The organism is Paenibacillus medicaginis (assembly GCF_042138635.1).
Lineage (GTDB): Bacteria > Bacillota > Bacilli > Paenibacillales > Paenibacillaceae > Paenibacillus > Paenibacillus medicaginis.
In genome coordinates, this window is the sequence record NZ_JBHIRY010000040.1 from 1 (window position 1) to 12534 (window position 12534).

The following is a 12534-nucleotide window of genomic DNA, read 5'->3' on the forward strand; positions in this document are numbered from 1 at the left end:
CCGCCGTATACCGAACGGTACGTACGGTGGTGTGGAAGGTCGGCTATCCAACTAATGGATAGCCTCCTATCCGATTTCTTCTCAAGGTTGTCGCTAGGTGCACAACTTGCAACAGCGGTTTGTAATGTTGATCCGGTTTGCGGGTTTCCATTTTTAATATGAAAAAATATATGCTGACACCCGATATAAGAACGTATACGGTACACGTGGAATCGGTAATTTTGCCGGAAATATGGTTTATTTATAAGGTGTTAAGGAGACAAGTCCAAATGATTCGTGTGATGCTTATTGATGATGAAGAAGATGCGCTGGATTTGTTGGAAATTTTGCTCGGACAGATAGGGAATGTGCAGGTTGTTGGAAGGCATATTAATCCGGCTCAGGCGATTGAAGCCTTGGGCCAATCTCCTGTCGATGCGGTGTTCCTGGATCATCAGATGCCGGGCATGAACGGAATGGATGCGGCGAGAGCAATCAGGCGTATGATTCCGCAAATGCCGATCATTTTTACAACAGCTTATGCGGAATACGCGGTTGAAGCGTTTGAAATTCAATCGATCGATTATCTGCTGAAGCCCTTTACGATGGACAGGTTGCAGAACGCGGTCGCCCGCATTCAACAATCTATATCCCACGCCGCATTTCAAGCTAGCCGGAACGAGAGCCCTTCACCTGCCATTCAATGTTTGGGAGGATTCCAAATTCAGCTCATGGGTAACGGGAACAGGGTATTGTCCTGGAAAACGAAGAAGGAAAAGGAGCTTTGCGCGTATCTGATTCATTATGCAGGAAAATCCTCGAGTACCGCGTCGATCCTGGAGGCGATCTGGCCGGGGTACGATCTGAACAAGGCGAAGACGTATTTGTACACATGCTTGTCCTATTTAAGGAGAAGCCTGACAGAAAATCATATTCCGATCCGTATACATAAGGCCGATCAGGGCTTCATGGCGGAATGGGACGGGATGACCATTGATGTGCATGAATTTGAGGAATTGATAGGCACATGGCTGGGCAGCACGTGGGGCAAAGAGAAGATGGACGTGCGGCAATACGACCATATGAACCTGATGTATAAAGGTGAATATATGGAGGCTTGTGACTTCAGATGGGCGGAAGCGAGGCAGATGGAGATCACAACGGGTTATATCCGTGCCCTTCGCCAATGGCACGCGCATTTTCGCCGACAGGGCCAGGCTGCGCTGGCAGTGGATAGTCTGCAGCGCATTCTGGCTATCCTTCCCGATTCAGAGCAGGATGGACGTGAGCTGATCCGGCTGCATCTGGAGGTGGGCCATCGCCATGAGGCGTATCGTATCGGCTTGCAACTGGAAGAAGCGGTGCGCCATCAGTTGGGGTCTGAGCTGGAGGAAGAGACGTCACGGCTAATCCAGCAAATGAAAGGCAAGACGCAGTGGCAAGCACCATGAGAAAAAAAGCTGCGGCGGCGCTTATCACGCTATCTATGTTAATTGCAACCTACGGGATTTTGCTTACTTATTTCTCCTTACATAAGAAGCAGGCGCCCATCGCGGTGAGCGGAGCGGTGGATCTGACTTCCTGGGAATTCGCAGAGGATGGCGTCATCCCGCTGGACGGTGAGTGGGAGCTGTATTCGGACAAGCTGTTAACCCATCGGGATGTCTCTGCTGACGCTGATGAAGAATTAAAACCTGTGATAATTCGGGTACCGGGATCATGGTCAAAGCTGATGCCTGTGAATGGCGCGGCGACCTATCGCTTGCGCATCAAAATCGACGATGCAGACGCAGCTGCGGTGTATGGGTTGAAAACGGCGTCTATCCCCATATCCAATCGTCTGATCGTCAATGGCCGAGAGGCCGGATCAAGTGGAAGCCCGGCTGAGAAGCAGCATTATACAGCCTTGAACAAGCCTTATGTCAGCTACTTTATGCTGCAGCCAGGCTGGAATGAGATTTTGCTTCAGGTGGCCAACTATGAGTTTCGCGCAAGCAGCGGAATCATCGAATCTATAATCTTAGGCCAAGCCGGGCAAATTGTCATGCTGCGTGATCGGGCAACGGCTCATGATTGGATCACGTTAACGGCCTTTCTGATTATGGGGTTGTACTTTATCGGATTATATTCACAGCGCAGAAATGATCGTTCGCTTGTCGTATTTGGCATGGTGTGCGTGTGTATCGCTTTATTCACAAGCGTTAGCGGCGAAAGAGTATTGTTCGAGGTGGTGGGTCAGCTGCCGTTCTGGCTGTATTTTCGTATCCAGGCGGTGTCGGCGGTTGGTGTTGGCTTTGGATTCTTCCTTTATGTCCATACCGCCTTCCGGCCCTACTGCTTCAAATGGCTCGTCCGAGGCAGCCTTATCTTCGGTGTCATGCTTGTTCTGCTGAATGTTGGGTTCCCGACCCAGCTCTCGACAGGATCGTTTCGCCCATTGACCACGTACTACGTCACTTTCTCGTTGCTGTACGCCACGTATGTATTTGTATTGGCGGCTCTCCATAAAGTCGCGGGCAGCCGGTATTTGGCCGTGGCGGCAATGGCCCTGAATGTAACGGCGCTTAAGCAGAATATGAACATCTACTTCGGAGTACCGATCTATGGACTTCCTCCGGTCGAGCCTTTTCTTGTGCTGCTGATGCTGGCCTTGCTGATGTCGCTGCGGTTCTCGAACGCTTTTCACAAAATCGAAGAGCTGTCCGGGCAACTGCTGCAAGCGGACAAATTGAAGGATGATTTTCTGGCGCGAACCTCGCATGAGTTCAAGACGCCGCTTCATGTCGTCATGAATATTTCACGATCCATGCTGAATGATGCTGCTCAGCCGCCAACTGCCGAGCAGCGGGAAAAGCTGCAGTTGATGACCGACATAACGAGGAGGCTTTCGCAGCTGGTATACGATATTCTGGACTTGTCCAAGCTGAGGCAGGGCGAGCTGCGGATCGCTCCGGCGCCGATCGATGTTCGTTCGGTGGCGGAGATGCAGGTACGCTTCTATTCCTACCTGGCTGCCGAACGCCATATTCAACTGGTGAACCTTGTCTCTGCGCATTTGCCTTCTGTGCTGGCGGATGAGAACCGGCTGAGTCAAGTCATCGGTAATTTGCTGGATAATGCGATCAAGCACACCGAGAACGGGAGTATCATCGTAACGGGGACTGAACGAGGCGGCAAGCTCGAAATTGCGGTGCAGGATTCAGGAAGAGGCATCGAACCGCAAGACCTTGCGCTTATCTTTGAACCGTTCAAATCACTTGGCGGGGCTCAGCGAAACGGCTTTGGATTAGGTCTGTCTATCGCCAGGCAATTGGTAGAGCTGCAACAGGGTACGCTTACGGCCTCTTCCATACCCGGGGTTGGCTCGACATTTACGATTACGCTGCCCGCCGTGGATCAGAGCAGTGAAGCGGCCTTGCCCCCGCCTAATACCGAGGTCTCGCCCAAGCCAATGGAATATTCCTTCGTTACACCTTATTATGCGAATCGCGACGGCAAGCACACCGTGCTCATCGCCGATGATCAATACGAGAATCTGAGGGTGTTGATTGACGCACTTCAAGTCCTCGACTATCGTGTGATCGCAGTCAGGAACGGGTACGAGGCGCTGGAGCAGATCCAGCAGGCGGGCAAGATTGATCTTGCCATTCTTGATCTGATGATGCCGGGCATGTCGGGTTATGAGGTGTGCCAGGAAATTCGCGAACGATACTCGCTGCTGGAGCTGCCCGTACTGATGGTGACGGCGGCTATTCAACCGCAGGACAAGGTGGCAGCCTTCCAGGCAGGGGCGAACGATTACTTGGCGAAGCCATTTGATCTTGAGGAGCTCAAGGCAAGAATCGGCAGCCTGCTGGCCATGAAGGAGTCACTCAGCCGGGCGGTCCATCTGGAGGTGGCGTTTCTGCAATCGCAGATCAAGCCGCATTTTCTGTTCAATGTGTTGAATAGTATCATAGCATCAAGCTACACGGATGTGGAACGTGCGCGGAATATGATTGTCGATCTGGCCGATTACCTGCGTGGCAGCTTTCGGTTCAGCAATACGGAGGCGAGAATCGCCTTCACAGAGGAGTTTCATCTTATCCAAACATATGTCAGTATTGAGCAAGCTCGCTTTAAAGATCGTATCCGTTTTGAATTCGACATCGCGGAGCCGGCATTTGACCTGCGAATTCCGCCGCTGCTGCTGCAGCCGCTGGTAGAGAATGCGATTCGGCACGGCATCGGAGACCGTCTTGAGGGCGGCACAGTCACTTTAACAGCTAATGAGTCGGAAGGGCAGTGGCGATTTGTCGTGGCCGACGACGGCGTTGGAATTGCGCCGGAGCGGTTGAAAACCCTGCTCGAACGAGCCGGGACAGATGAGCCGCGAGGGGTCGGTTTATTGAATATTAACAAGCGGTTGACCTATGAATATGGCGTCTCGCTGGAGCTGGAGAGCGAGCCGGGACATGGAACGAAGGTCACCGTCCGCATCCCTGATTCACCGCTCTAACAACGCCTGAGCTCTCTGACACTGAAGTCGCCCAGGTTTCCTTAATTCCCCTGACGTTCAAGCTGTTTAGTTGCTCTGGACTGCTTGCTCCTCTGGAATTGATCTGGTCATATGGAACGAATATGCTCCTTTGGAGATATTTTGAGTTAAATGGCATAAGTTATAGGGTATAACAGGCTCTCATCGCTGGATGATGGGGCCTGTTTTTTTTGTGTTTTATAAGAAAATTTCTGCTGAATAAGGGTGTTGTTCGTGTAACTTCGGTTTTATGCATCTTGGTAACAGCCTGCTGCTGTAGAGGTATGTCGTTTTTAAGGTTTTTTTAAGGTGTGATTTTTTATTCTAGGTTGTAGGACATGGGACTAAAGTATTAAGCGTTGTGAAAATTGCAGATTCGGAGGAGCGAGAGGAGATTGAATATGACTGATACTTCCATGGATCAACAGAAGGAAGGAAGAGAGGAATGAACAGAAGAGCAAACTTAAAAATTCTATTAGTTTGTGTACTGATGCTTGGCTATATGTCCGGATTCCAGACATGGAAGGCAGACCGCGCCTATGCAGCGTCTGGGAAATGGACGACGGTAGGCCGCGCAGGCTTCTCGGGCGGATATATGAATAACCCCAAGCTGGCGGTGGAGAATGGGACGCCCTATGTGACTTTTCAGGATTCAACCAACAACGGCAGATTAAATGTCATGAAGTACACGAATACGGATGGCTGGAAGTCACTTGACGACACCGGGCTCACACAGCAGATCGCCTACACTACCCCGATCCTGGTCCGTAACGGGGTGCCCTATATTGTCTATCCTGATTCGGCACATGATGGCAGGGCAACCGTCATGATGTATAGCGAGGGGAACGGGTGGACACCTGTCGGGAATCCGGATTCCTTACCGCCAATGGGCTATTCTCCTGCGCTCGCAATAGATCAGAACGGCACATTTTATATCGCTTTTACAAACAATTTCAAGGTGTTCGTTATGAAGCTTGATCAGGCTGATGGCAATTGGAAGTTCGTGGGCAGCACCATATACGCTGAAGACGGCGCTTCGGATATATTTTTGGAGGTGGATAATGGTATTCCCTATCTCGCCTATCAATTTAATTTTAACGGCTACAAGACTGTCGTCATGAAATATACGGAAACCACGAACTGGAAGCAATTAGGATCAGAGAATTTTAACAACAATGGCAATGACCTGCCTTCATTTGCAGTGTATAATGGCCAGCCTTACCTCGCTTACGGGGACAAAAATCATGGACTCAAGGCAACCGTCATTACATATCATGAGCCGGATGGCTGGGTCCCTGTAGGGAATGAGGGCTTTACACCCGGCTTTGCTCATTTCATATCACTGGCTTTTGATGAGGAGGGCACGCCTTTTGTGGCTTTCCGTGACAATGCCAATTCTGCAAAAGCTACTGTGATGAAATACAACAAGGATGGCGTATGGGAATGGGTGGGGGATGCGGGATTTTCAGAAGGGCTGATCAATGAAACCTCGCTTGCGATAGATCAGGGTACTCCTTACCTTGCTTATCAGGATAGTCTATACGGTCAAAAAATAACGGTGATGAAATTTGGCAAAGCCAGCAAGGTGTCCTACGACGGCAATGGCGCATCCGCTGGCAGCGCGCCCGTGGACAGTCATTGGTATGATGATCAGGCCAACGTGACGGTAGTAGGCAATACAGGGAACCTGGAGAGACCTGGCTATGCCTTTGCCGGCTGGAACACTGCTGCAGATGGCAGCGGGACGGATTATACGGGAGGAGACACCTTTACGATCGGGAATTCCAATATCACGCTGTATGCGAAGTGGACATCTTCGAACGTGGTGGTGAGCTATACGCCAGGTGAACACGGAAAGATTAGCGCAGCGAGCGAGACGGTTGCGATTGGCGGTCATCCGGCTGCGGTACCAAGCGTTACGCCGGACAGCGGCTACCGCTTCACGGGCTGGAGCAGCGATGGGGGCGTGACGCTGCTGAAGAGCGACAGGCTGACAACTACCGTCATTACCGAGCCGGTCACGTATACGGCGTATTTCGCCCGCATTGTCAAGGGAGATATTAACGGCGAAGGTGGCGTGACTTCAGCGGACGCGCTGCTGCTATTGAGCTATCTGAAGGATGGCAGCGGTGGGTTCGGACCGGCCGAACTGGAGGCGGCGGACATCAATGGCGATGGTGTTCTGGATCAAAATGATGTCAGGGCAATTTTAGCAATGGTCACGGGAAAGGGATGAAAGAATGTATAAATATGCGATGAAGAAGCAAGCAGCCGGCTGGAGAAGACTGATGTCGATATTGCTGGTGGTCAGTATGGTGTTGTCGATCAGTCCGGTTGTCCAAGCCGATACCTCACCTGTGGATTCAGTTGAGGTGACGGATGCGGGGGGTTATCCGGGAGATATGGCGAGTGTGGCGGTGTATGTCACACCTGATATCTTGATTTATCAATACAATATTTCACTCAGCTATGATGCACAGGTCCTGGAGCTGGTGTCAGCGGCGAAGGATTTAAATGTAACGGATCAGGATAGCTACACCGTAGATTACAGGCACTGCGGGAACTGTCCAGTTGAATGCGATCATTCCGTATTCATATGTATCCGAAAAAACCAAGGTAGCTACGCTCCACTTTAAAATCAAGGCCGGCGCACAGCCTGGAAATTCAACAGTGAGTCTCACCCGGCATGAGCTCTATGAGGAAGAGGAGCCTGCAGCCTCCTCCTACGGCATAGATGGCACCATTACCGTCAAGGCTCCGCAATATACCGTGACCTTCGACTCGCAAGGCGGAAGTGCGGTGGCCAGCGTCGGGGGCTTGACCAGCGGCACTGCAATTAGCGAGCCGGCTGCGCCGAAGAGGGCGGGCTACCGCTTCGCGGGCTGGTACATGGACCCGGAAGGGACTGCTGCATGGGATTTCTCTTCAACAGTGGTCACGGCGAATACGACGTTATATGCCAAATGGCTGCGGCATGCCGCAGTAATCAGCATTGGCAGCGTGCCAGGGGCTCCGGGAGCGACGGTACAGGTGCCGGTTACGGCAGCCAGCGCGACGGATGGTATCGGCTCCTACGGAATGCAGATTGATTTTGATCCCGCAGCGCTGGAAGTGACGGATATCGTGAATGAAGCGGGCGATTATTTCGACTCCAACTACAATAATACAGCAGGCTGGCTGAGGACGGCCTGGGCGGACAGTGACGGAGGAGATACGCCGATTGCGGCAGGAGACAAGCTGTTCACGGTGACCTTCCTCATCAAGAGTGGAGCGGCAACGGGAGACAAGGAGCTGACCGTACAGACGGCTGATCTGAATTATTTTTCTGTAACAGATCCGTCTGCGGTTGAGATGGACAAGACTCTTACGCCAGGGAAAGTTACAATCAGCCCGGGAGCAGTCGTCCACAGTGTCAGCGTAAGTCCTTCCAATATTAATGTGCAACCCGGGGGGAGCGAGCAGTTCACAGCTACGGTCGATGCATCAGGGGGCGCGGTTGAGACGGTGACCTGGTCCATCAGCGACACGAGCGGCAAGGTATCCATAGACAATACAGGCTATGTCACCGTGGCAACAGATGCGGCTCCGGGAGTGTATACCATTACAGCCATTTCAACGGCGGATACCAGCAAGCAAGGCACAGCAACATTCGTGGTCCTGCCGACGATTCCTGATCCAGGCGAGCCTGGTGTGCCTGATGCTCCTCAAGGGCTGACAGCAAACGGAGGAGACGGGCGGGTGGACTTGAACTGGAATACGGTAACGGGAGCGACCTATTACAACATCTATATGTCCACGAATGCCGGCTCCTTCAGTGACTCCCACGTTGCCAGTGTGACGGATTCGACCTATCGCGTGCAAGGTCTGACCAACGGTACGACCTACTACTTTATCGTGAAGGCGGGCAATTCATTAGGCTTGAGTGGCGCCTCGAAGCAAGCCGCCGCAACACCGGACACCGCAGCTTCTGCGACCGTTCCGGGAGCGCCCGTGAATGTGACAGCCGTTGCGGGGAATGGGCGGGCTACGGTCAGCTTCACAGCGCCAAGCGATAACGGCGGCAGCGCGATTACCGGATATGAGGTGACGGCTGAGCCGGGAGGCGCGGTAGCGGCGGGAACGTCCAGCCCAATCGTCGTGACGGGATTAAGCAACGGTACAAGCTACACCTTTACTGTGAAGGCGATTAATGAGGTAGGTGCCTCTGCTGCCTCTGCCGCATCCAACGCCGTTGTGCCAAGAGCCTCTTCCAGCGGTGGTAACAGCAGTGGCGGCAACAGCAGTGGCAGCAGTTCAGGCGGTGGCAGCGGTCTGCCTTCAGCCACAACGGCTACGACACCTCAGACCACCAGTGGTGTGAACATTCTGGTGAACGGCAAGGTTGAACAGGCGGGGACGTCTGCCACAAGTGAGCGAGGCAGCCAGAAGGTGATCACCATTTATGTGGACCAGCAAAAGCTGGAGGAGAAGCTGGCGGCTGAAGGTCAAGGCGCTGTGGTCACGATTCCGGTCAGCGGAGCATCCGATGTGGTCATTGGCGAATTGAACGGGCAAATGGTGAAAAGCATGGAGAGCAAGCAAGCGGTTGTGGAGCTCAAGACAGACCAAGCGACCTACAGGCTCCCAGCACAGCAAATTCAAATTGACGCGATCGCGGACAAGGTGGGCAAATCGGTCGCTCTGGAAGATATCAAGGTGCGCATCGAGATTGCTGCAGCGACAACGGATAAGCTCCAGGTGGTGGAGAGCGCTGCTGCGAACGGCTCGTTCACTCTTGCCGTGCCGCCGCTTGATTTTACGATCAGCGCCGTATACGGAGATACCACGGTTGAAGTGTCGAAGTTCAACGACTATGTAGAGCGCAGCATTGTGCTGCCGAGCGGAGTCGATCCGAACAAGATTACGACTGGTGTCGTGGTTGACCCGGCCGGAGCTGTTCGACATGTACCGACCAAGGTCGTGAAGCTTGGCGAGACCTACTACGCGCAAATCAACAGCCTGACGAACAGCACGTATGCCGTAGTATGGAATCCGGCAGCGTTCCAGGATGTGTCGGCTCATTGGTCGAAGGCGGCTGTGAACGACATGGGGTCGCGGATGGTCATTGAAGGAACGGGCCGCGGCCAGTTCAGCCCGGACCGCGATATCACTCGTGCGGAGTTCGCCGCCATTCTGGTGCGGGGATTGGGGCTGGCACCGGAGCAAGGAGAACCCGTCTTCCAGGACGTGAAGTCATCGGCTTGGTACAGCCAGGCGGTCAACACGGCTTATGCCTACCAGTTGATCGGCGGATATGATGACGGAACCTTCCGTCCGAATGACAAGATTACACGCGAGCAGGCGATGGTGATGCTCGCCCAAGCGATGAAGACGACCGGACTGAAGGACAAGCAGTCGGCTGCATCTGCAGCCGCTGTACTCCGCTCCTTCCAGGATGCGTCAGAGGTGGCCGCATGGGCGCAAAGCGGGGTAGCGGACAGCGTGCAGGCTGGTATCGTATCCGGTCGCAGCGCTACTGCACTGGCGCCGAAGCAGCACATGACCCGTGCAGAGGTAGCGGCGATTATTCATAGGCTGCTGCAGCAATCCGGGTTGATTTGAGTAAGGAGGCTGTCTCAAAAGGTGATGTACACAGGGGCGTTATTCGTCCCTGTGTTGTTTTTGCAAAGAGGGGATTCATACACATGCACAAACGGCGTGTATTGCTTTCAAATTCCAGAGAGGAGAATGAAGAGAATTATGCTCAGAAAAGCAGGAAGATTCACTCTATATCTGGCACTGATCTTGATCGTGCTCAATAGCTTTTTATCTCCCAAGATTGAGGTGCAGGCAGATAATTCAACAGCGTCGCCGCAGTATAAATACAAGCTGCTCAAAGGCGGTTTGGGTACTGCAATGAAGCTCTATTACAATGACGGAACCTTTTATTACAAGTCGCAGTTGTTTGGCAGAAATCTTGCGCACCAATCGGCGGATTTAAAAACATGGACTAAAATCATTGGCTCAGATACCTTTGGTTCAAGCACAACATTTAACTTGCATTCACTCTCCTTCATTGGTGGCAGAGTCTATGCGACAGGTTATACTCAGACTGATGATATGCTGAATTACACCAATTCTTCATTTTTGGGCTACATGAATAGTACATCTAATAACAGTTCTAGTTGGACACAATCCTCTTTTCCCACTGGCAGCTTGCTGCTGGGGCCCATTGCTACCGACGGAAGCCATTATGTGATAGGGATTGGTAACAGCAATGTTATTTACCAGCAATCTTCCTCCTCCAATGGAATTGAGGAGAAAGTATGGACCAGTAGCAGTAATATCACCAATGGCTCTCGTTTTGAAAATGCAGTATATGATGGTGTTAACAATAGATTCATATTAGCTGATGATACAGGAAATGTGGTTTACAGTACGGATGGTGGGAATGTATGGAGAAAGCTGGCGCTGGATTCCGCGTCAGCCATATCCGATCTTGTGCAGGTTGGAGGAACAACTTATATTTCCGGAGTAAATGGTGTATGGAAGTTGAAAGGGACTACGGTAACCAGATTGTTGCCCTCCGGCAGCAATTACCGTGCTGTAGCTGTTGATGAAAAAAATAATGTGTATAGTTTGCGCATGGATGGAACGGTGTTTATGTCATCTGATGACGGGGCAACCTGGTCAACCATCGTTGTCGCAGACAGCGAGAATACTTCTACTTATTTTGGCGCAATGGCATATGGCAATGGAAAGCTGCTTGTCGGCGGTAATAATGGCCTTTACCAAGTAGTTGTCAGTACCCCTGAGGTAAAGGTGAGCTATATGTCTGGCGGCCACGGGACGATTAGCGTCGATAGCGAGATGGTGGAGGTCGGAGGCTTCCCGGTCGCGGTGCCGAATGTCGCGCCGGATAGCGGCTACCGCTTCACGGGCTGGAGCAGCGATGGAGGTGTGACGCAGCTGAGCAGCGAAAAGCTGAGGGCAACCGTTGTTACGGAGGCGACCACCTATACGGCGTACTACAGGCAGATCGTCAAGGGAGATATCAATGGCAAGGATGGTGTGTCCCCGGCGGATGCGCTTTTGCTGAAGAAGTATCTGAGGGGCGAGGATATTGGATTCGAATTCGGGCCAGCGGAGCTGGAGGCGGCGGACGTCAATAGTGACGGAGTCGTGAATGAAGCAGATGTGCAGGCGATTTTGGCGATGTTCACAGGAAAGAGATAAGCGGTTCAAAGGAGAGGACAGGGCATCAAAGGATAGCAGGAGCCGTTTGCGGAGCGCCGCCATCGGCTCCTGTTCCATCATCAGTTGTGCGGCCGCATCCATCAATGTATTGGTCTCCACTCGATACATCGCCTCGACCCGTGCGTTGCGCGTCGGGAAGTGGCGGTAGAGAGTGCCGCTGCCGACCCCCGCCACGCGTGCGACCTGCTCTAGGATAGCAGTTACGCCCTGAAATCGCTGCTCTTTTGATTCGTCAAAATCGCGCCCGCGATAATACTGAAGAGATACTCAGCTCGTGGTGCGGACGAGGGCTGGTTGCTGAGCCAGGCAAGCGCAGCAGCTAGCGAGAACAGGTCATCACCATCCATGTCGGTACGCGCCAGACCCTCGGCCTGAGCGCGAGTGAGAAGCCGCGTGCCTGCCGTGCGCATCGTGATGCATGAAGCGTGGAGTGCGGACTCCGGATCTTCCTTGGCTGCCATCATCACATCCACAACACCTTGATAGTTGCCCGTGAATGCAACGATGTCGCGTAGCCACGACACGAGTGCATCAGCAGGTGAACTCGCAGTTTCGAGCTCACGTGCCTTTGTCGTAAACTCGTCGAAGCTTGCGCGGAGCAAAGCTTCGAGCAGTGCCTCTCTCGTCGGGAAATGACGATACAATGTGCCAAGCCCGACACCAGCCCTGCGAGCGATTTCGCGCAGCGATGCATCGGTGCCGTGTTCGGTTACAACGACGCTCGCGACTGCGAGGATATGATCATAGTTTTTCTTCGCGTCGGCTCGCATATGTTTCCTCCTTGACAAACGGAGCTGTGCTCC

At 52.7% G+C, this 12534-nt stretch carries 7 protein-coding genes; 6 read left to right on the forward strand and 1 reads right to left on the reverse strand.

What is annotated here, in order from left to right; all coding sequences use genetic code 11:
* Positions 1–269: 269 nt before the first annotated feature.
* The 6 genes from ACE5LO_RS24820 (at position 270) to ACE5LO_RS24845 (ending at position 11710) form a co-directional block, all read left to right on the forward strand.
* Positions 270–1430, forward strand: a complete 1161-nt coding sequence (locus ACE5LO_RS24820) for a response regulator (protein WP_375522612.1) — start codon at positions 270–272, stop codon at positions 1428–1430.
* Positions 1427–4477, forward strand: a complete 3051-nt coding sequence (locus tag ACE5LO_RS24825) for an ATP-binding protein (protein WP_375522613.1) — start codon at positions 1427–1429, stop codon at positions 4475–4477. Before ACE5LO_RS24820 ends, ACE5LO_RS24825 begins: the two co-directional genes overlap by 4 nt.
* 463 nt (positions 4478–4940) lie before the next feature.
* Complete coding sequence (locus tag ACE5LO_RS24830) at positions 4941–6731, forward strand: InlB B-repeat-containing protein (protein ID WP_375522614.1); 1791 nt, start codon at positions 4941–4943, stop codon at positions 6729–6731.
* A 4-nt stretch (positions 6732–6735) separates the two neighbouring features.
* Positions 6736–7131 carry a cohesin domain-containing protein gene (locus ACE5LO_RS24835; RefSeq protein ID WP_375522615.1) on the forward strand — a complete coding sequence of 132 codons (396 nt, stop codon included), beginning with the start codon at positions 6736–6738 and terminating at the stop codon, positions 7129–7131.
* On the forward strand, positions 7067–10096 hold the full coding sequence (locus ACE5LO_RS24840; RefSeq protein WP_375522616.1) for an S-layer homology domain-containing protein: 3030 nt from the start codon (positions 7067–7069) through the stop codon (positions 10094–10096). The genes ACE5LO_RS24835 and ACE5LO_RS24840 overlap by 65 nt, the downstream gene beginning before the upstream one ends.
* A 138-nt stretch (positions 10097–10234) precedes the next feature.
* A complete protein-coding gene (locus ACE5LO_RS24845; RefSeq protein WP_375522617.1) occupies positions 10235–11710 on the forward strand; it encodes a dockerin type I domain-containing protein in 1476 nt (491 codons plus the stop codon).
* A gap of 221 nt (positions 11711–11931) precedes the next feature.
* Here the strand turns inward: ACE5LO_RS24845 and ACE5LO_RS24850 are convergent, their stop codons facing one another.
* Positions 11932–12501 (reverse strand): TetR/AcrR family transcriptional regulator, encoded by a 570-nt coding sequence (locus tag ACE5LO_RS24850; RefSeq protein ID WP_375522618.1) that lies wholly within the window; start codon positions 12499–12501, stop codon positions 11932–11934.
* Between the last annotated feature and the right edge of the window lie 33 nt (positions 12502–12534).